This window comes from Spirosoma panaciterrae DSM 21099, from assembly GCF_000374025.1.
GTDB lineage: Bacteria > Bacteroidota > Bacteroidia > Cytophagales > Spirosomataceae > Spirosoma > Spirosoma panaciterrae.
In genome coordinates, this window is record NZ_KB893228.1 from 180,842 (window position 1) to 202,041 (window position 21,200).

Below are 21,200 nucleotides of genomic sequence, written 5' to 3' on the forward strand. Positions count from 1 at the left end.
TCCGCCCGACCGTAAACTGGAAACCAAAAACTGTCTTATTAAACCTCTTCTGTCTGCAATTGTTTCTCGTAGAGTTCACGATACGCCCCGTTCAGGGCCAGCAGTTCTTCATGCGTGCCCTGCTCGATGATTTCACCATCGTCGAGCATAATGATGTGGTCGGCTAGTTTGGCCGATGAAACCCGGTGCGAAATCACAACCGAGGTACGATCGGCCATGATGCGCTGGAGATTATTCAGAATGATGTTTTCCGTGTTCGTGTCTACTGCCGACAGACAATCGTCCAGAATTAGGATTTTCGGGTCGCGGGCAATGGCCCGGGCAATACTTAGTCGCTGTTTCTGACCGCCCGAAAGGGTAACGCCACGTTCGCCCACACGGGTATCAAACTGCTCCGGGAAGTCAATTACATTCTGGTATAGATCGGCATCCCGCAGAGCCTGTTCAACCCGTTCCTGCGGCAAATCGGGCTTTCCGAAACGGACATTGTTGCTGATCGTTTCCGAAAACAGGAACACATCCTGCGGCACATAGCCCATCTGCCCGCGTAACGACGTCAGGTTATAGTCTTTGATCGGAATACCGTCCACGTTGATTTCGCCAAAGGTCACGTCATACATACGCGTGAGCAAATTGGCCAGGGTACTTTTCCCAGACCCGGTTGTTCCCAGAATCGCCACCGTTTCGCCCGCCCGAACGTGCATCGAGAAATCTTTGATGGCCGTAATACCCGAATCAGGATAGACGAACCGAACATTTTTGAACTCGATCTCGCCCTGAATCGTGTGTTCAATATTTTTCTGCGACACGATGTCGGTTTTGATTGTCAGAAATTCATTGATGCGCTGCTGCGAAGCCGCGGCCCGTTGGGTCTGGCTGGTGGTCCAGCCCAGCGCCATAACCGGCCAGGTTAGCATGTTGACGTAGAGGATAAATTCGGTGATGTTGCCCGGTGTCAGTTGGCCCGCTATGATCTCCTGACCACCCACGTAAATAACCAGCACGTTGCTCAGCCCTACCAGGATAGCTACCATGGGAAAGAACAACGAATCGACACGCGTCAGACCAAGCGATTTAGCCCGGTACTCGTCACTTTCGATCTCAAATTTGGCGGCTGAGTTGGCTTCCTGCACAAACGATTTCAGTACACGAATTCCCGAAAACGCTTCCTGCACATAGGTAGACAGACGCGACAGACTCCGCTGGATTTCCTCGGACCGTTGAATAATTATGTTGTTGACCAGATAAATAGCGACCGACAACACCGGCAAAGGCAGCAGCACGTAGAGCGACAGCCGGGCGTTGATACTGACCATGTAACTGATAACCAGTATAAACAGAACGATCAGGTTCAGGCCGTACATAATACTTGGCCCAATGTACATCCGCACTTTACTTACATCTTCCGAAATACGAGCCATTAAATCGCCCGTGTTGTGCTGGCGGTAAAAACTAAGTGGCAAAGTCTGGTAATGGTCGTAAATCTCATTTTTCAGATCATATTCCACATGCCGCGACATTACGATCAGGGTTTGCCGAACCAGAAACAGGAAGAAGCCTTTCATCAGGGCCATCACCAGCGTCAGCACACCAAATAGCAAAATACTCGTGCCAAATATCTCGTACAGTCCAGATTGCAATGGAGAACCATCGTACAGATAATATACATCCAGCGTTTCACGGACCAGATCGAGGGCATACCGAACCAATTGCGCCGGGAATATGCCAAACAAATTGGAGACAGCCGTAAAAATCGTCCCCAGGATCAGGTACCATTTGTATTTAAGGAGGTATTTATTAAGATAGGAAAGAGCTTTCACAGAACGGTCAACTGGCTTTTTTGGGTAACCGTAGTGCTTTGCGAAAAGTTGCAAAGGGTGGGGAGCAGGGGGCATAGGGATAGGGGTGTGGGCAAGACGGATACGCAAGCAACCCCATGCCCCTACCCCCATACCCTATGCCCCACCCTGACTACCCCTTGCTCTGTGCCTAAAAAAGTCGTACTTTTGTACCCATATTCAGTTCTTTAAAATATCGGTAGAATTTAAGTTTTAGGCGGATGCTCAACAGGCGACTACTCCGAATAAAGGTCATGCAGGCGTTATATGCGCTTCGGCAGGCCGAATTTTCCAATCAGCAATTAGCCCTCGACGGCATAAACGATCTCTTCCAACCCGACCTAAACTCGATGGAGCCGCAAAACAAGCGGCAACTCGAAGGCTACCGAAAACTGGCCAGCGCCCTTTTTGAAGAAGCCATTAAAACCAATCAGGCTGCCCAGGACGATGATGCTCCCCGACAAGTGCTGAAAGCTGCCAACGATGGGTTCGTCTTTTACCAAAGCCGGACGAAGAAAGATCGTCAGCATATGGCTCAACTGATGATCACTCAGGTGAATGGTATCTACGACGATTACCTGCGGGTGATGCTGCTGCTACCCGAGCTGGGCCGCGCTGCCCGTATCGACCGCGAACGCCCTTACCGTGACCCTGATGAGACCCCGTTCCCATTTGAGTCGGATCTGGCCGACAATACGGTTGTGCAGGCATTAGCCAGCCATCAGCCCTTGAAAAATGAAGTCCTTCGGCACAATATTTCCTGGGCCGACGACCAGCCGTTTGTGCGCAAAGCCCTGCGTGAAGCTTTGAAAACGGATGATACCTACCGGGCTTATTGCAGCCAGCAAACGCACACCCCCGACGAAGATCAGGCATTGGCACAATACGTGCTGCGAACGCTTATATTCAAGCACGATACAATCCGGGATCACCTGGCCGAAATTGACCTGAGCTGGACCGAAAACAGCGAAGTGGTCCGGGGTTTAGCCATTCGTACCTTGAAATCGGTACAAAGCGCCACAGGATTACAGCTCGAACCACTGACCGACGATTGGGAAGAGGATGAGTTTTTCCTGAATACACTGTTTCAGAAATCGCTGGAGAACGACGCTGAGTATGAGCAACTCCTTGCCGAACAGCTTCAGAACTGGGACATGGAACGGGTAGCGATGATCGATAAAATCATATTAAAACTGGCGGTTTGTGAGTTACTCAGTTTTCCAAACATTCCAGTTAAAGTAACGATTAATGAATATATTGAGCTGGCAAAGGCCTATAGTACGCCTAAAAGCGGTAAGTTTGTCAATGGAATTTTAGACAATTTATCCGAAAAGTTACAGGCGTCTGGTCATTTGCGCAAAAGTGGACGAGGCTTATTGGACAATAAATAGTTTATGGTTATGCGTTTATGGTTTACGGTTTTCTGCTTCGACGGTGGTCGGTAGTTAGGCATCAATCCACTGACAACAGAAACCTCTAAACCGTACACCCGAAAACTCCACAGAAATGAATAGACTTGGTCGTGACTTAACGTTTTTAGTGACAGGTATAGCTGTCGGGTCGTTGTTTGGCTTGTTGTATGCGCCCGACAAAGGCAAAATCACTCGCGATCGGCTCTCGTTCCGATTGTCGAAATACAGAGAGCAGATCAACGCATTGCTCCAGGATTTAGGAGGCTCAAGCGATCAACCCGAAAATTCCTCGAAAAACGAGGGCCAGCGCGTCGTAAACGATGCCCGCGAAAAAGCGGAGCGCTTACTGGAAGATGTTGATCGGCTGATGGCCCAGATTAAGCAACAGAACGCGTAAAAGCTAACTTGTAAGGTATACGGCTATCGGGTTGTCAGGTTTCTCAACTTCCAAACGAACTGTATACCTTTACAACGTGGATAACTTTTTAATTATGTACCTCAGAAGTTGGCTGTTTGTAGCCATTACGGTTGGCGTTGGGTTTGGGCAAATGAGCTGCGACAATCGAAAGCAAGGGGAAGCTTCCAAAGAAATCGCTTCCGACAAAATGCCCAGGATTACTTTTGCCGAGAAAGGCATCTATGATTTTGGTACGCTTACCGAAGGCGATACCGTCGACCACGTTTTTACGTTCACCAACACAGGTGAATTCCCACTGATTATCAACAACATCACGGCTTCCTGCGGATGTACGACACCCGAATGGCCCCGCCAGCCGGTAGCACCAGGCGAAAAGTCGTCGGTACGCGTTCGTTTCAATAGTCGGGGTAAAATGGGTGAGCAGAACAAAACCATCACCATCTTTGCCAACACGGAACCCGCCATGACAGACCTTCAATTTAAAGCCATGGTCAATCCGAAACCAGACTCCACCAAAAAATCGTAACTAACCGAACAAAACCATGCTTTCAATTTTATTAGACGCTCCGGCCGGCACCAACACATCCATGATTTACAATGTGTTGCTCTGGGTGGGTATTATCGGTATTTTCTACTTCTTTATGATTCGCCCCCAGCAAAAGAAGCAGAAAGATCAAAAGTCGTTTATCGATAACCTTAAGAAAGGTGATAATGTGGTCACCATCGGAGGTCTGCACGGCAAAGTTGTTTCGGTAGAAGCTGCCACCGTTACGCTCGAAGTCGATAAAGGTACAAAACTAGTATTCGAACGCACCTCGATCTCCCGGGAAGCCAGCGTAAAACCGGCCGAAGAGAAAAAGTAATTTCGTACATTTTCCGTACAAAGTATAGGGGTTCAAGGAGTGCCTTGATGTGTCTGGCGAAGTGGACCCGAGCCCATTGCACTCCTTGAACCTCATACGTACTTCACAAACTCCGTGAATACACACGCACCCGATACCAAATCATTTCAGCCAACAAAGTTGCTGCTTTGCCTGCTGGCCGCAACCTTGTTCTGGTTCCTGAGTGCGCTAAATAAACCGGGGTATACGCTGAACGTAGAATATCCGGTGCAGTTCCTTTATAACGATTCGCTCTACATACCAACCACCCCGTTACCCAAAACAGTACGGGTCAATGTATCGAGCGATGGATGGGGGCTCTTGCGGCATGCCTGGTTGCCTTTCCGGGTCGAACCCATAACTTATACCATTAAGGCCCCACTACAGGCCACTGCCATCAATATGTCTTTGCTGACGGCAGCTTTGGCTGAGCATATCAAAAAGCTCCACGTCAATTACGTTGTATCGGATAAGCTTGATGTTCACTTTGATCGGCGAATGACCAAAACCATTCCGTTAAAAGCCGATAGTCTGCACATCAATATGGTACCGCCCTTTGTGGTAACCAGTGTTATCAACCTGACCCCCCGAAGTATTGAAGTCAATGGGCCTGGCAAACTGGTACGCGGGCTGCCCGATACCTTGTGGGTAAAAATTCCCCGAAAACGGATTTCGGACAACTACGATGAAGAGGTTCCGCTGAATCAACTTCGTCATCCACTCCTGCATACCAGTGCCGATCGTGTGGCCGTTAGCTTTGAGGTCGGCGAACTGCTATCACCACAATTAAAACTTAATGGCGAAAAAGTGAAAAAGTGAAACTGGATACGCCAGCCTTCTGCTCGTTCGATTTTTCGCTCTTTCGCTCTTTATGAAACGACCTCTTCAAATAGGTGTTACGGGAGGTATTGGCTCTGGTAAAAGCACCGTTTGCCAGGTATTCCGGGCCTTGGGCATCCCGATCTACGAAGCCGATGAACGTGCCAAATGGCTCACCGAGCATGACCCCATTCTGAAAGCGGATATTAAGCGCGTACTTGGCCCGGAAGCTTACAGCACAACGGGACAGTACAATAGAGCCTGGGTAGCTTCGCAGGTGTTTGGCGCTCCCGAACGCCTGTCGGCACTCAATGCCGTGATTCACCCCCGCGTTTTTGCCGATACAGCTTCCTGGATAAACCAGCAGACGGGTAAACCGTATGTCATCAAAGAAGCGGCTTTGATGAAAGCGGCTGGCGATAATAACTCCCTCGACAAAGTGGTGGTGGTTCAGGCCTCCGTTTTACTGCGTATCGAACGGATACGAAAACGCGACCCGCACCGATCGGAAAACGAAATTCAGAACATTATTGCCCGGCAGATCAGCGATGAAGAACGGCTGAAAATTGCCGATTATATTCTTGAAAACGACGAAAGCCAGTTGCTGCTTCCGCAGATCGTCCGTCTTCATGAGGAATTTTTGCGCCTTGCCGCCAATTAATGCCCTTTCGGCTGTAATTTGTGGGCTATCACTCATCAATAGCCCAATCGAATGAAACAACGTTTCCTCCTCTTTGCCAGTTGTGCCGGTAGCTTTCTGCTCGGTGCTTTCATAGCCAGCAACGATCCTAAAAAACCCATTACGTCCGATATGGTCGAAGTGGCTTCCCGCATTTTCGATCTGGAATTTACCCCCGCCGAGCGCGATTCGATGCTCGACAATCTGAACAACGCCCGGCAGAATTATGAAGCCCTGCGAAAGATTGACTTACCCAACGACATCGCTCCAGCCCTTTATTTCAATCCATTACCAGCTGGCTTCATGATGCCAGCCGGCCCTTCGTCGTTCAAAGCCTCGGCACAGAATACCGTTACTTTACCCAAAAATCGCGATGAACTGGCCTTTTATACCGTTAGTCAATTAAGCCAGTTGATCCGTACCAAACAGATCTCGTCCGTTGAGCTTACGCAGTTTTTCCTGAATCGGCTCAAAACCTACGACCCGAAGCTGCACTGCCTGATTACCACCACCGACGAACTGGCAATGGCCCAGGCCAAACGGGCGGATGCTGAACTAAAAGCAGGAAAATATCGGGGGCCATTGCATGGGATTCCGTATGGAGCCAAAGACCTGTTGGCTACCAAAGGCTATAAAACGACCTGGGGCGCCAATCCATACAAAGACCAGACAATCGACATGGACGCCACCGTGATCCGAAAACTGGAAGAAGCAGGCGCCGTACTATGTGCTAAAATGACCTTGGGGGCCCTGGCTATGGGCGACGTGTGGTATGGCGGCATGACGCGTAACCCCTGGAATCCCACTACCGGCTCCAGTGGTTCGTCGGCAGGTTCGGCTTCCAGTGTATCGGCAGGTCTGCTGCCTTTTGCCATTGGTACCGAAACCTTGGGGTCCATAGTCTCACCCTCCACAATTTGCGGCACCACGGGGCTCCGTCCGACCTTTGGGCGCGTCAGCCGTCATGGCGCTATGGCTTTAAGCTGGAGCATGGATAAAATCGGACCGATCACCCGGTCGGTAGAAGATTGCGCACTGGTTTTTAACGCAATTTATGGCCCCGATGGAGCCGACCCAACGGTTGTGGCAGCCCCTTTCCGGTATGCTCCTCTGGCTACGTTGAAAGGTATGCGCATCGGCTATGTCAAAAAAGCCTTTGAAAGCAATTATCCCAATCGAGCCAATGATTCGCTTACGCTGCAAGCCCTGCGCCATCTGGGTGCCGAACTGATCCCATTTGACTTGCCAACGAGTGTACCGGCCAATCGCATTTCGTTTTTGCTGGGCGTGGAAGCAGCGGCAGCATTCGATGAACTAACCCGATCGGGCCGTGACGATTTGCTGACCCGCCAAACCAAGAATGCCTGGCCCAACTCGTTTCGTTCGTCGCGCTTTGTCCCTGCCGTTGAATACATCCAGGCCAACCGCGCCCGAACCAAACTCATCAATGAAATGGCGGCTCAGTTAAAATCAGCTAAACTGGATGTATATGTATCGCCAGCCTATGCGGGCGGCAATCTAACCCTGACCAACCTGACGGGGCATCCTTGTGTAGTACTTCCTAACGGGTTTACCAAACAAAATATGCCTACCAGCATCACCTTCATGGGGCAGCTCTTTGAAGAGGGCAAAGTACTGGCCGTTGCGAAGGCGTACCAGGACGCAACCCAGTGGCATAAAAAGCACCCCGTTCTCTAACAGGAGAGCCTTTACAAAGCAAACCTTTCCGAATACAGTTCGTTTAAGTTTATAGACATACTTAATGAACAGCGTTATGAAACGGTTATTGATAGTTTTAAGCATAGTAGCTGCTGCTTTCGGCTGCTCTCCCCGCGTGGCGGTGGATAGCAATAGTCGGGTAGACTTCAGCAAATACAAAACGTTTGCCTGGATGGACTCCGACGTGAGGGCCGGGCAAAATCCACTTTACTATAACCAGCTAGCCACAGAAAGCGTCGAAAATACGATGAGCGATGTGTTGCGGCAGAAAGGCCTGACAGAGAATAATTCACAGCCCGACTTAATTATTGGCTACCATTTCTTTGTCGAAAACAAAACCCGTACGGTTGCGAATTCAACATCGCCGTTCTATGGCCCTTACCTGGGCTGGGGCCGATGGGGTTACCGTGGCTGGGGACCTGGCTGGTGGGGTTGGGGTGGAACCCAGTACACACAAGAGCAATACCAGGCCGGTACACTAGTCGTCGACATGGTTGATGCCCGTACCCACAAATTGGTCTGGCGTGGCTCTGTACAAAATGCCGTAGCTGATCCATCCCGTATCACAGCTCAGCTTACTAAAGAAGCGGAACGAATTGTTGAGAAATTTCCCGAGCGGACGAGTTAACCAATCACCTACTCTTTCTAAAACCTGCTGTTGGCCGGACGATCCGGAAAACAGCAGGTTTTTTTGTGCCTATAGCGGGCTCACGCTGTGAGCGTTGTCCACTATCTACCCATAACGGTCCGGTGATACAGTGACGAAAACAACTTAGAGCGTCTAACTGCGTATCAAAGCGGTTGGGCGCAGAAACCTCGTTTACAGCTAGCTAAGATGTTGCTTATCGTCGTTAATGACTTCATACTTAACCTACATTCACTATGCCTGTAAATCTGTTAGAAGTAGCAACGAGTTATTTTGATAATGATCTTGTCGGCCAGATAAGCAACATGCTGGGCGAAACTCAGCGGAATACTCAGAAAACAGTTGAAGGCGCTTTACCTTCACTCCTGGGTGGCTTAGCTCAAAAATCATCGGAGTCTGGTGGTACCAGTACCATTATGCATCTGATTGGCGAACTGATGACGCCAAATCAGGTAACCAGTAAAGGGCTTACCCCTGCCGACGATCTTCTGCACAACTTAAGTAATATATTGGCAAAAAGCGATCCATCCAGCAACCTTCTGGCTCTGGGTGCCCGCATTACCCAAAGCATTTTTGGTGAAAAAACGAGCCCGGTTACGAACGCATTAGCTGCATATAGTGGCGTAAAACAATCGTCGGCCTCTTCGATACTGAATATAGCCGGGCCGGTTTTACTGAGCCTTCTGGGCCAAAAATCGGCTGGCGACGGTGCTGGCGTTTCCGGACTGGCCGCGCTACTCAAGAGCCAGACAAGCCACGTTGAGTCGGCATTTCCATCGGGTCTGGGCTCGCTCCTGGCAGCTATCCCCGGTCTGGGCTTACTAAGCCGCCTGGCCAACAATCCCGGGGCGGTCAGCCAGGAGCCGATTGTGCGTTCGCAGTCGTCTTACCCAGCGTATGCGGAAGATGAGGAGGCATATTCGGGCGGAAATCGCTGGCTTCCCTGGCTATTGTTAGCGCTGGGTGCATTGGCCCTGTTTTTTGTACTTCGCTCCTGTAATAAAGAAGAAAAACCAGTTGATAATCCGATTGAAGCTGTTGTTGACAGTACGGCTTCTACCATACAGGCAGCTACCGATTCGGCAGGCGCCACACTCGACTCCGCAGCGCAGGCCTTCAAAGATGCCACCGCCAAACTCGGCACCTTCGCCAAACGCAAACTACCATCGGGCCTCGAACTGAACATCCCCGAATTAGGTATAGAGAATAAGCTCATTCAGTTTATTGAAGACAAGAGTAAGCCCATCGACAAAACAACCTGGTTCAATTTTGACCGTTTATTATTCGACACAGGCAAATCGACCCTTCGCCCCGAATCGCAGGAGCAGCTTACCAATATTGTTGCGATCCTGAAAGAATACCCAAACGTACACATTAAACTTGGCGGCTATACCGATAATACGGGAAGTATAGCGCTTAACAAAAAATTGTCGCAGGAGCGGGCCAATTCCGTTATGGGTGAGCTGGTCCGACAGGGTATCGACCAAGCGCGGCTAACTGCCGAAGGGTATGGCCCCGAACATCCGGTAGCGTCGAACGACACACCGGCAGGCCGGGTCGAAAATCGACGGATTGCGATCCGTGTGACGCAGAAATAAAATCCAGAGGCCAACTATACACTAAAGAAGCCGAAAGTGGATCCACTTTCGGCTTCTTTAGTGTATAGCCCTATACCCAAGTCTACCAAAGTTTGGCTGGGTAAGCCCCTTCATCGTGCAGTTTCTTTAAAGCGCTCTGCACCGTTGGCTTATCGTCGGGGTAGGTCACCCCAAACCAGGCCGACCGACTGCGAAATACTTTACAGTGACCCGTATTGGTTTCGATCAGGTTCGTCATTACCGTCGGGATATAAAATTCGGCTTTGGGGGAGTCGATGTTGGCAAGGGCATAGCTTTCAAACTGGTGCTGCACCAGCGGAAACACACTCGGCTTGAACCCCCAGAAGTTCATCGAAACAGGGGTCTCGGGCGACAGTGGGGTGACGCCATCGGCTTCTTCAAACACAATTCTCTTTTCGCCATTCTCGGTTTCGTAAATTTTTGTCCGTTCGATCACCGAAATAAGGTTCCCATTTTCAGCTACTTCGCAGACCCCGCGCGATACTGACCCATTTTCGGAAAGTGTATTTTTGACTTCGTAGCCTACCATGGCATGAAGCTCATCATCCGTATCTGTTTTCAGGAAGTCGCTGATAAGCTGGAACGCTTCGAGGCCATAAAAATCATCGGCATTAATCACCGCAAAGGGAGTTTGCGTATGGTTTTTAGCACACAGCATAGCGTGGCCCGTTCCCCAGGGTTTGGTACGCTTAACAGGTCCCAGCTCAGCAGGCACATAAGAATCAAGAGCCTGAATGGCATAATCTATTTCGATTTTACCAGCCAGCTTCGCTCCAAAAACCTCTTCAAAATCCTGACGAAGTTCTTCCCGAATTATAAACACAACCTTGCCGAAACCAGCCCGAATTGCATCGAAAAGTGAATAATCAATGATGGTTTCGCCGTTCGGCCCAAACTGATCAAGTTGTTTGATACCTCCATAGCGGCTACCCATACCAGCCGCCAGAATCAAAAGCGTAGGTTGCATTTTTAGTCGTTAGTTATCTTTTGAGAAAAGGATTTAACGCAGCGATAAAAAGGCTCCTAAAGGTCGCTGTGTACCGCCTTGATATCTGTGTATCTCTGTGTTATAGTCCTTTTATAAATGAGTTTAGCCCAAAATTAGGAAAAAGGGATATGTACCAACATCTAAACTGGACTCCAGCCTATTTTATCCAATATAACACCATTTAATAGAAATTTTTCTAAACAATATACCATTTACAAAAGTTGTCGTTATAATTGTATGCTAAACAACAATTGTCAAAGCAATTAATTACAAGCCATCTAAACCATGCCTTTTTACCATACCCTCGGCCAGATACCTCCCAAACGGCACACGCAGTTTACGAAGCCGAATGGGCAAGGCTTTTATTATGAGCAATTGTTCGGAACGATCGGTTTTGAAGGCATGTCGTCCCTGCTCTATGAGGTGCATCGTCCAACCATGGTGCGGGAAGTGCTGGACAGCGTTGACGTAACCCCAAAACTGGCCGTCGAAAAAAATATGCTCTCCCGAAAGTTGATTGGCTTCAACCTCAAACCAGCCGATGATTTTCTGGAAAGCCGAATTCCGCTGCTGGTCAACAACGATCTGATTTTTGGTTTGGCGGCTCCCCGTCAATCACTTACCAGCTACTTCTACAAAAATGCCGATTCCGACGAACTCCTGTTTGTTCATAAGGGCTCTGGCCGCTTGCGGACTTTACTGGGAACCGTACCGTTTCAGTATGGCGACTATCTGGTTATTCCACGGGGTATGATTTACCAGATCGAGTTCGATACGGATGCGAACAGGTTGTTGTATGTCGAGTCGCATTCGCCGATCTATACACCCAAACGATATCGGAATCATTTTGGTCAGTTGCTCGAACACGCTCCCTTCTGTGAACGGGACATTGTGCGGCCATGCGATCTTGAAACGTACGATGAAACGGGTGACTTTCTGATCAAGATCAAAAAGCAGGGAGCCATTCATTCGCTGGTGTACGCGTCGCACCCCTTCGATGTAGTTGGCTGGGATGGCTACAATTACCCTTATGGTCTTTCCATTTTCAACTTCGAGCCCATTACGGGCCGTGTTCACCAACCCCCTCCGGTGCATCAGACCTTCCAGACCGATTCGTTTGTCGTCTGTTCGTTTGTTCCCCGGCTGTTCGATTATCATCCGCTGGCAATCCCGGCTCCCTACAACCACTCGAACATCGACTCCGATGAGGTCATATATTATGTCGATGGTGATTTTATGAGTCGAAACGACATCGCTCAGGGGCATATCACCTTACATCCCGGCGGTATTCCGCATGGTCCGGCTCCGGGTGCTATGGAACGAAGCATTGGCAAGAAAGAAACGCAGGAATATGCCGTCATGGTCGATACGTTCCGTCCTCTCATGCTGACCGAACAGGCGCTCCTGATCGACGATGGAAAGTATTATAAATCCTGGCTGTAGAGACGCGACCCTTCGCGTCTCCTGACCGGATGGCTCTTACGCCAAAGGGTTTACTAACGTTAACCAATTGCTGGCGCATATGAGACGCGAAGGGTCGCGTCTCTACACACAACATCAACAAACCCGTATGGAAACGCTCGAACTCGTAGAAAACCAACCTATTTCCTCAACTAATCAGGAGGATTTTTTACCCCTCAACGGGACAGATTATCTTGAATTATACGTGGGCAACGCCCGCCAATCGGCCCACTATTTTCAGACGGCTTTTGGCTTTCAGCCCGTTGCCCATGCGGGTCTGGCAACAGGGCTACGCGACCGTGAATCATATGTAGTACAACAGGGAAAAATTCGGCTTGTACTCACCTCTCCCCTCCATGCTGATAGCGACATAGGTCGTCACATTGACCAGCATGGCGATGGGGTACGGGTGGTCGCTTTATGGGTCGATGATGCAACGCGTGCCTTCAACGAAACCATTCGCCGGGGCGCGAAACCCTATATGCAGCCCACACGCGAGCAAGACGATAGGGGCTACGTGGTGCGATCGGGCATTCATACGTATGGCGATACAATCCATGTTTTTGTCGAACGAAACGACTACAAAGGCGTATTCCTGCCGGGCTATGAACTCTGGCAGCCCGACTATCACCCCAGCGACGTGGGCCTGAAGTACGTAGACCATATGGTTGGAAACGTAGGCTGGCATGAGATGAATGTGTGGATGAAATTTTACCACGATGTCATGGGTTTTCAGCAACTCGTTTCGTTCGACGACAAAGACATTTCGACGGAGTATACGGCCCTGATGAGCAAAGTAATGAGCAATGGCAATGGTCGTGTAAAATTCCCGATCAATGAACCGGCCGAAGGCAAGAAAAAGTCCCAGATTGAAGAATACCTGGATTTTTACGGTGGGCCCGGCGTACAGCATATTGCCGTAGCGACCGACAATATTGTAGAAACGGTGCTGGCGCTGCGTCAACGGGGGGTCGAGTTCCTGAGCGTACCCGATACCTATTACGACGATCTGTCTGAGCGAGTAGGGGCAATTGATGAAGCAATGGATACGCTACGCCCGCTCGGCATTCTGGTCGACCGCGACGACGAAGGGTACCTGTTGCAGATTTTCACGAAACCCATTTGCCCTCGCCCTACGCTTTTTTTCGAAATCATTCAGCGCAAAGGAGCGCGTTCATTCGGAAAAGGCAATTTCAAAGCCCTCTTTGAAGCCATCGAACGCGAACAAGCCTTACGGGGGACACTTTAGAAATTATCAATGAGTGAATGATAGAATGATTGAATAGAAAAGCTTACGCTAGCCATTCAATCATTCAATCATTCTATCATTCACTCATTCAATCATTGACCATGAACCAGACCTATTCCCACTATACTCCCGACGATCAGGCCGTTTGGCGGTTGCTGTTCGAGCGGCAAATGGCCCAATTGCCCGGTAAGGCAAGCCAGGCTTATCTGGACGGAATTGTTGCGACAGGCTTTCGGGCCGACCGTATCCCTGATTTTGAGCAGGACCTGAACCCACGGCTGAAACTCTTGACGGGCTGGCGGGTTTGTGCTGTAGACGGACTGATTCCGAATCGGGAATTTTTTGAACTGATGGCAAATCGGAATTTCCCGGCAACGACCTGGCTTCGTCGTCAGGACCAGTTGGCGTACCTGCCCGAACCCGATATGTTTCATGACACATTTGGGCATGTACCGATGCTGTCGAACCAGGCTTTCTGCGATTTTCTGGCCGCCCTTAGCCGAATAGCCTTACACCATATTGACAGCGAAGAAGCCATTGCCATGATTTCGCGGTTATACTGGTATACGGTCGAATTCGGGTTAATTCAGGAAGGCCATGAATTGCGGATTTACGGCGGGGGTATTCTGTCGTCGATGGGTGAAACCACGTACAGCTTGTATAGCCCTGTACCCAAACGCGTTCTGTATGATGTTGAAGTACTGCTCAAAACACCGTATATCATCGACCATTTTCAGGAGCAATATTTCGTCATTGACTCGTATGACCAGCTTTATCATTCTATACCGCAAATTGAATCGGTACTGGAGGCACTGCTAGTGAGTTAAGTTTATTGTCAGTAGCTTCGCGTCAGTAGAAGGTCATTGAGGTCATATTCGCGTTTATAAGCAACAAATGACTTGCCCTGACTACCTAATGACGCCAAGCCATGACTTTTCCCAATGACGCATCCATCTGATACGCGTGCTTATTTTTTTAAGATTGACACCACAATTAAGAAGATTCGAAACGCCCTGCAAAAACAATTCAACGATGCAGGCTTCGATCTAACTGTCGATCAGTGGGTTGTGATTGACCATCTTTATCGAAACCCGGGCATCAGCCAGAATACGATTTCGGAAATGACCACCAAAGACGCCCCGACGGTTACCCGAATTATTGACTTGCTTTCGCAAAAAGGGCTTACCGAACGACGCATGACGGATACTGATCGGCGAAAATTTCTGGTGTACCTGACCGAGGCTGGAGAAGCCAAATACCACGAAGTATTGCCTGTTGTATCGGCCATGCGACGCAAAGGCTGGGGCGACCTGAGCGACGAGGATTACCAACACTTCGTCCGAATTATGGATTCGATTTACAGTAACATTAGCGACTGAGGAAAAAGGGATGGACATAGGAAATGAAGGTTACTTGTTTCCCTTTCGTCTCTATCTTCCTTCGTCCCTTTCCAACTCGTTCACCTTATGTACGGCATCTTCAGCTATGGCATTGCTTCGCCCCGTGTCGGGTTCAAACACGGCAATTATGTGCTCGACCTGGAAGTGGTTGGACTACTAGGGTATTTTGATGGATTAGCCCTTGATCCGGCCGTATTTGCACAGTCTGTACTGAACGATTTCATTGCCTTAGGAAAGCCTGTTCACCTGGCCGTTCACCAGCGTTTAACTGAACTTCTTGCCAACGACACGAATACCTTCGCTGAGGTTCATGATCAGGTATTTATCCACCTGTCGCGGGTACAGATGCATCTGCCTGTCCGTATTGGCGACTATACCGATTTTTATGCGGGTATTCATCATGCCGAAAACGTGGGGCGCATGTTCCGGCCCAATGCCGATCCGTTACTACCCAACTACAGGCATCTGCCCGTCGCTTACCACGGTCGGGCGTCATCCATCGTGGTATCCGGCACCCCCATTCGCCGACCCAGTGGGCAGTTTTTGAATGAGAGCAGGCAACCTGTTTTTGGCCCCTCGCAGAAGCTGGATTTTGAACTGGAACTAGGGCTAATTATTGGTAAGTCGAATCCATTGGGCAACCCCATACCAATAACCGATGCCGAAGACTATATTTTTGGCGTGACACTCTTCAACGACTGGTCGGCCCGCGACATTCAACGGTGGGAATACCAACCGCTGGGGCCATTTCTGGGAAAAAACTTTGCCTCGAGCTTGTCGGCCTGGGTGGTTCCCTTTGAAGATTTAGAACCGTTTCGTGTTGCAGGACCAACCCAGAACCCAACACCCCTACCCTATCTGCATAGCGATAATCCGGCTCATTTCGATCTTGACCTGGAGGTTTGGCTACAACCTGATGATGGTGAACACATCTGTATCAGTCAGACCAATACGCGCTATCTCTACTGGAGTTTTGCGCAGATGATCGCTCATCACACGGCTGGCGGCTGTAACCTGAACGTGGGCGATGTACTGGCTACAGGTACTATTTCAGGCGATACACCCGGCAGCTACGGCTCCCTACTTGAACTAAGCTGGAACGGTGAACGCCCATTGCATATAGCTAAAACAGTAACCAGAACCTTTCTGGACGATGGCGATCGGGTAACGTTTCGGGCAAAGGGACGAACTAAGCGTAGTGCCCTTGAGTTTGGGGAAGTAGAAGGCAAAATCTATTCATGAGAACCGTCAATCCAGCCGATTTGGCCCCAAATGAGTTTTATCGATACATGATTGGTACCGTGGGGCCACGGCCCATTGCGTTTGCCAGTACGGTTGATGCGCACGGGAATATCAATCTGAGTCCATTCAGTTTTTTCAACATTGCCGGCTACAACCCACCGACGCTGATTTTCATTCCGACTATTAACCGACACGGGCATAAAAAACACACACTCCTCAACCTGGAAGAAGTTGGTGAAGTGGTGATCAACATTGTCAACTATGCCATGGTGGAACAGATGTCGCTGACGAGTGCTGAATTTGAACGGGGCATCAACGAATTTGAAAAAGGGGGCTTTACGGCCATTCCTTCAGATCGGGTTCGACCACCCCGCGTGGCCGAATCACCTGCTTCGTATGAATGCCTGGTCCGGCAGATTATTCCGATGAACCAACGGGCAGCCGATTCGCCTGGAGCAGGCCATCTGGTCATCTGCGAAATTGTCATGGCTCATTTTCAGGAAGCAATTTTTGATGAAAAAGGTCTTATCGATCCTCATCGTATTGATCTGATTGGACGCATGGGCGCGGATTGGTATGCTCGGGCGCAGGGCGATGCGGTATTTGAAGTAGCTCGCCCGAAAGTAGGGATTGGGGTCGATACGATTCCGGCTTCGATCCGAAACAGTACCATTCTATCGGGGAACGATCTGGGAAAATTGGGTAGCTTTTCAACCCTCCCGACGCCGGAGGAAATTAGTGCTTATAAGGAGTCCGGAATTCTGAACGACATATTTGACGAAGCGCGATACGGTTGCCAATACCTACCGGACTTACTTCACCTTCGAGCAAAAAAGTTATTAGCGGATAATAACGTTAAAGAAGCCTGGCTAACGCTACTGGCGATTTAAAGTCGAATCATTTGACCTTCTCCAGATAGACTGTATCCTGCTGGCTAACAGCTCTAAACACGCTTTTCTGAGTAACGTACCCTTTTTTAGAAAAGCTTAGTTGTAAACAAGGGCATCTGAAGAGTCCACCATCCAGAAAATGGACTCTGAAACCGCCCAAAGAGTCTGTTGAGTTACTAGGTTGGGAATGCTGTGGCTGATCCGTGTCAGGTAATTTGCTCACTTGAACATCCGCAATAGGCTGCCGCAGAACTTTTTCCAGAACGACACCTTTTGCGATTTGCACACAATCACATCCCCATAAAAGGATACATATGGAAATAGATAAACCAGATAGCCCGCTTGCAACATGTGGTATTCTCATCGTTCCATATAATTCACCAAATCTTCAATCGTCTTAATTCCTAACTGCTTTGCCTGATCTCGTCGCATCATCAGGCAATAACTGTTGTTAAACCCTAGCGGTTTCAGCCAGTTCAGTTGATACTGCTGATGAAATTGATGCTGTACGTAATCATATATCGAATCAGATTGCATGGACAGATTTGCCAGGGTATGCGCAGATGGTTGTAGAATTACCAATAGCCCCGTACCCGTATATTCTGGGTAGAAATCGATGGCTCCCGTCCGCAAGGCATCAAAACAGATTTGCGTGCCTCCAAGTCCCGTTTTAGTAACGACCCGCAACGAAGTCTGCCCTTCGATCAACTGGCGGTAGATTTCAGCCAGAATGTATTGCTCCGTAAACACTTTCGACCCCATCACTACAGTTTCAGAGCGTTGGCGCGGCTCTGGCCGTTTATACAAACCAACTCGCGTTAAAAAAGTACGAGCTACCGATTCGGGCGACTGCTTTTCATAATCGACCTGATAATTCAGAGCTGTCATGACCGAATCCGTCAATTTCCCAGCCAGCAGATTCAGGGTCTGACCCAACTCTGGAAAACGATTCAACGTCACTTGCCGAACCATAGGCGCTGCATCGTATGGCGGAAATGCGTGTCGATTATCGGCCAGAACCAGCAAATCAAACGCCTGAATACGGCCATCGGTCGAGTACCCACTAATGATGTCGACCTGTCCACTACGAATGGCTTCATACATCAGGTTCTGGTCAATCAATCGGGGATGTAGATTTAGGCCATAGGTCTTCTGCAAACCGGGGTAGCCATCGGCACGGCCGTAAAACTCATGCGCAAAACCAGCTATCAACTTATCCTGCTGAATGGGTAACCAGTAAAAAGCCGATAGAAATGGCATCAGCGCAATAAAAGCCACTGCCCCTATGCGTAGTTTCCGTACCGACAGTCGTTGTAACGAGGCCAGGGCAACATCGAAGCCAATGGCAAGCAAGGCCGCCGGAATAGCCCCCGCCATCATCATATTTACGTTACTGAGCGCAATACCGCTAAAAATGAACTCGCCCAGGCCACCCGCAGCGACGTAGGCCGCCAGTGTCGCTACACCTACATTAATCACCGTTGCGGTACGAACACCCGCAAAAATCACGGGCAGGGCCAGCGGCAACTCCACCTTCGTCAACACCTGACGATTGGTCATCCCAATGCCCCGGGCTGCTTCTTTAACAGATGCATCTACTTCTGTAATACCTACATAGGTATTTCGGATAATGGGCAGTAATGCATACAGGAAAAGAGCCATCAGAGCCGGGCCCACGCCAATGCCTAAAACCGGAATCAGGAAGCCAAGTAAAGCCACGCTAGGCACCGTTTGCAACACTCCGGCAATACCCAACACACTACCGGCTAATCGCGAGCGACGCGAAATCAGAATCCCCAGCGGTACACCCAACAAGAGTGCAAGCAGTAATGAAACCGCCGTCAGTCCGATATGCGTTAAGGTTTGCTCCAGCAATTTATCGGCATGCTCCCGAACAAACGTCAAGAAATCAGTCATGCAGCCGGTGGGGTTTATCGTCCAGAAAATCCCGAACAAAATCCGAAGCAGGTGATGTCAGTAACGCATCGGGCGTGGCTACCTGTACAATCCGACCAGCATCCATCAGGGCGATGCGATCCGCCAATTCCAGTGCTTCGCTTACATCGTGGGTAACAAGCACTACGGTCGTTTCCCGCAACTCGTTCAGTCCGAACAACTCCCGACGAACCTGCCGACGTGTAAATGGATCAAGTGCCCCAAATGGCTCATCCATCAGTACGATAGACGGTCGGACAGCCAATGCCCTGGCCAGACCAACCCGCTGGCGCTGCCCACCACTCAACTCGGCAGGGTATCGGGCCAATAGCGTTTGTGGCAATCGCAGTTTATTGATAAGTTCATTAGTGCGTTCCCGAATCATCTCTGGCCCCCAGTCAAGTAATTTAGGCACTGTAGCAATCGCTTCCGCAACGGTATAATGCGGAAACAAGCCTCCATCCTGAATAACATAACCGATCCGTCGCCGAAGCTCGAAAGCAGCCTGTTTCATGACATCGACTCCGTCTACCCGGATCGAACCGCTGGTAGGCTCAATCAGGCGATTGACCATTTTGAGCGTAGTGGTTTTACCGCATCCGCTGGTGCCTAACAACACCAGTGTTTCGCCCTGCGCAATGGTGAGCGAGAGATCAAAAACAGCCGTGTATGACGCAAAACGCTTGGTGAGGTTTCGTATTTCAATCATCTAGCACAGTTATTCCTTGCCCAGGTTTATCGTATACTTTATTGAAGACACAAAAATGGAAGCTAATCCGTTTCTTCGAGCATAAAGATATACTCAACCGGCTTACCGAAAACCTGCGCCAGCTTCAGGGCCAATATGGTCGACGGAACGTAACGGCCAGCCTCAATGGAGTTGATCGTTTGCCTACTTACGCCAATTCGATCAGCCAGATCGGCCTGCGACAGACTCTGTTCGGCCCGTTCAACTTTCAGTCGGTTTTTCATAACGTAAGAGGGTATTGCCGAACATGAGCCAGCGAAAACGAATGATGAATACCAGCAAAACGGTAAACATATTATAAATCATGACGGTAAAGAAGGCACCATCATAGAACACGAGAATAGCAATAGCCAAAATAATATAGTTGGCGTAAACGCTCCACTGCAAGGCTTCGAGCCGAAGCTGACTAATCATTTCGTCTTCAACCTCCTCACGCGAGAAAGCAATGAATATCAGCCCGACGATAACCCCAATGGCGGCTATTTCATCAGTCATATTATCACTATTAAAGAAAGCATTCAGGCTAAGGCTTTTTTCCTGAACCAGACTCTTCTTTCTGAATAGTGCTTCAATCAAAGAAATAACATCAAAATTACCATACAGAGCCGCCAGCCCGAGAAGTGCCGATGGCACAAAAATGAACCAGCCAATCAGGCGGTACGAATGCGGAAAAAGCCATTTTGTTTTCATCAGTATGTAAAGTTTGTTTTACACCACAAACGTAAAATACATTTTCCATATTGTAAAACAAACTTTACATTCTAAACTATGTGAACTTTTGCCAAGTGAGCCAAAATAGGGACGTGTTTGTCATGCTGACAAAGGAAGCATCTTCGGCAGCTACAATGCGTCAGCCTGACAAAAAAGAAGCTTTAGATAATCACGAATAATTTACAGCTTGAAAATCTGATCCATGAGTACCCATTTTTCGCCGGGCTTAGCCATCGGCAGGGCTTGCTGATAGGTCCACATCAGCGCTTCCCACTCCTGCACCTTGGGATTAGTCGCATCGGCTGCGGCTTTGGCTTCGAAGGAGAACGTTTCGTCGGTTTCCATAATCATGAACAACCGATTCCCAATCCGGTAAATCTCCATGTCGGTAATGCCCGACTCGCGAATACTGGCTTCTATTTCAGGCCGGAGACGTTCATGATATTGTTCGTATTCAGCAATCAGCGAGGGATCGTCTTTCAGATCAAGGGCAAGGCAATAACGCATCGGAACCGGGATTTTTGTGATTAAACTGACCGACTTTG

21 protein-coding genes and 1 pseudogene are annotated in these 21,200 nt (G+C 49.3%); 15 read left to right on the top strand and 7 right to left on the bottom strand.

Features of this window, described 5'->3' with window-relative positions:
• Positions 1-38: 38 nt before the first annotated feature.
• Positions 39-1,820 carry an ABC transporter ATP-binding protein gene (locus B153_RS0130235; protein WP_020600499.1) on the bottom strand — a complete coding sequence of 594 codons (1,782 nt, stop codon included), beginning with the start codon at positions 1,818-1,820 and terminating at the stop codon, positions 39-41.
• A 272-nt stretch (positions 1,821-2,092) separates the two neighbouring features.
• Here B153_RS0130235 and nusB point away from each other — a divergent pair, with 272 nt between their 5' ends.
• The 9 genes from nusB to B153_RS0130280 all read left to right on the top strand — a co-directional run bounded on the left by nusB (position 2,093) and on the right by B153_RS0130280 (position 10,010).
• A complete protein-coding gene (gene nusB / locus B153_RS0130240) occupies positions 2,093-3,229 on the top strand; it encodes a transcription antitermination factor NusB (RefSeq protein ID WP_020600500.1) in 1,137 nt (378 codons plus the stop codon).
• A gap of 115 nt (positions 3,230-3,344) precedes the next feature.
• Positions 3,345-3,647 (top strand): YtxH domain-containing protein, encoded by a 303-nt coding sequence (locus B153_RS0130245; RefSeq protein ID WP_020600501.1) that lies wholly within the window; start codon positions 3,345-3,347, stop codon positions 3,645-3,647.
• Positions 3,648-3,741: 94 nt separating this feature from the next.
• The gene (locus tag B153_RS0130250) at positions 3,742-4,194 is read left to right on the top strand and encodes a DUF1573 domain-containing protein (protein WP_020600502.1); all 453 of its coding nucleotides are present in this window, start codon (positions 3,742-3,744) and stop codon (positions 4,192-4,194) included.
• 16 nt (positions 4,195-4,210) lie between these two features.
• The gene (gene yajC, locus B153_RS0130255) at positions 4,211-4,531 is read left to right on the top strand and encodes a preprotein translocase subunit YajC (RefSeq protein ID WP_020600503.1); all 321 of its coding nucleotides are present in this window, start codon (positions 4,211-4,213) and stop codon (positions 4,529-4,531) included.
• Positions 4,532-4,645: 114 nt separating this feature from the next.
• Positions 4,646-5,368, top strand: a complete 723-nt coding sequence (locus B153_RS36215; protein WP_020600504.1) for a YbbR-like domain-containing protein — start codon at positions 4,646-4,648, stop codon at positions 5,366-5,368.
• Between the two features lie 52 nt (positions 5,369-5,420).
• On the top strand, positions 5,421-6,029 hold the full coding sequence (coaE, locus tag B153_RS0130265; protein ID WP_020600505.1) for a dephospho-CoA kinase: 609 nt from the start codon (positions 5,421-5,423) through the stop codon (positions 6,027-6,029).
• Between the two features lie 51 nt (positions 6,030-6,080).
• Positions 6,081-7,745, top strand: coding sequence for an amidase (locus B153_RS0130270; RefSeq protein ID WP_020600506.1), 1,665 nt, complete (start codon positions 6,081-6,083; stop codon positions 7,743-7,745).
• A 76-nt stretch (positions 7,746-7,821) separates the two neighbouring features.
• Positions 7,822-8,394, top strand: a complete 573-nt coding sequence (locus B153_RS0130275) for a DUF4136 domain-containing protein (protein ID WP_026262569.1) — start codon at positions 7,822-7,824, stop codon at positions 8,392-8,394.
• A 254-nt stretch (positions 8,395-8,648) separates the two neighbouring features.
• The gene (locus tag B153_RS0130280; RefSeq protein ID WP_020600508.1) at positions 8,649-10,010 is read left to right on the top strand and encodes an OmpA family protein; all 1,362 of its coding nucleotides are present in this window, start codon (positions 8,649-8,651) and stop codon (positions 10,008-10,010) included.
• An 82-nt stretch (positions 10,011-10,092) separates the two neighbouring features.
• Here the strand turns inward: B153_RS0130280 and B153_RS0130285 are convergent, their stop codons facing one another.
• Complete coding sequence (locus B153_RS0130285) at positions 10,093-10,998, bottom strand: nucleotidyltransferase family protein (protein ID WP_020600509.1); 906 nt, start codon at positions 10,996-10,998, stop codon at positions 10,093-10,095.
• Between the two features lie 306 nt (positions 10,999-11,304).
• Here B153_RS0130285 and B153_RS0130290 point away from each other — a divergent pair, with 306 nt between their 5' ends.
• The 6 genes and pseudogenes from B153_RS0130290 (at position 11,305) to B153_RS0130315 (ending at position 17,261) form a co-directional block, all read left to right on the top strand.
• Positions 11,305-12,462, top strand: coding sequence for a homogentisate 1,2-dioxygenase (locus B153_RS0130290; protein ID WP_020600510.1), 1,158 nt, complete (start codon positions 11,305-11,307; stop codon positions 12,460-12,462).
• A 127-nt stretch (positions 12,463-12,589) separates the two neighbouring features.
• A complete protein-coding gene (gene hppD, locus B153_RS0130295) occupies positions 12,590-13,729 on the top strand; it encodes a 4-hydroxyphenylpyruvate dioxygenase (RefSeq protein WP_020600511.1) in 1,140 nt (379 codons plus the stop codon).
• A 101-nt stretch (positions 13,730-13,830) separates the two neighbouring features.
• Positions 13,831-14,556, top strand: coding sequence for a phenylalanine 4-monooxygenase (gene phhA / locus B153_RS0130300; RefSeq protein ID WP_020600512.1), 726 nt, complete (start codon positions 13,831-13,833; stop codon positions 14,554-14,556).
• A gap of 114 nt (positions 14,557-14,670) precedes the next feature.
• Positions 14,671-15,108, top strand: a complete 438-nt coding sequence (locus tag B153_RS0130305) for a MarR family winged helix-turn-helix transcriptional regulator (protein ID WP_020600513.1) — start codon at positions 14,671-14,673, stop codon at positions 15,106-15,108.
• Positions 15,109-15,177: 69 nt separating this feature from the next.
• Positions 15,178-16,371: pseudogene (fahA, locus tag B153_RS0130310) on the top strand (fumarylacetoacetase); the annotation flags it as partial.
• The gene (locus tag B153_RS0130315) at positions 16,368-17,261 is read left to right on the top strand and encodes a flavin reductase family protein (protein WP_020600515.1); all 894 of its coding nucleotides are present in this window, start codon (positions 16,368-16,370) and stop codon (positions 17,259-17,261) included. The pseudogene fahA and the gene B153_RS0130315, both read left to right, overlap by 4 nt.
• A 360-nt stretch (positions 17,262-17,621) precedes the next feature.
• On the opposite strand, the gene B153_RS0130325 is transcribed toward B153_RS0130315, so the two are convergent.
• The 5 genes from B153_RS0130325 to B153_RS0130345 form a co-directional block, all read right to left on the bottom strand.
• Complete coding sequence (locus tag B153_RS0130325; RefSeq protein WP_020600516.1) at positions 17,622-19,178, bottom strand: ABC transporter permease/substrate-binding protein; 1,557 nt, start codon at positions 19,176-19,178, stop codon at positions 17,622-17,624.
• Positions 19,171-19,905 carry an ABC transporter ATP-binding protein gene (locus B153_RS0130330; RefSeq protein WP_020600517.1) on the bottom strand — a complete coding sequence of 245 codons (735 nt, stop codon included), beginning with the start codon at positions 19,903-19,905 and terminating at the stop codon, positions 19,171-19,173. The genes B153_RS0130325 and B153_RS0130330 overlap by 8 nt, the downstream gene beginning before the upstream one ends.
• Positions 19,906-19,967: 62 nt before the next feature.
• Entirely contained in the window at positions 19,968-20,168 is a 201-nt protein-coding gene (locus tag B153_RS0130335) for a helix-turn-helix transcriptional regulator (protein ID WP_020600518.1), read from the bottom strand.
• A complete protein-coding gene (locus B153_RS0130340) occupies positions 20,146-20,634 on the bottom strand; it encodes a hypothetical protein (protein WP_020600519.1) in 489 nt (162 codons plus the stop codon). The genes B153_RS0130335 and B153_RS0130340 overlap by 23 nt, the downstream gene beginning before the upstream one ends.
• Positions 20,635-20,835: 201 nt before the next feature.
• Positions 20,836-21,162 (bottom strand): L-rhamnose mutarotase, encoded by a 327-nt coding sequence (locus B153_RS0130345; protein WP_020600520.1) that lies wholly within the window; start codon positions 21,160-21,162, stop codon positions 20,836-20,838.
• Between the last annotated feature and the right edge of the window lie 38 nt (positions 21,163-21,200).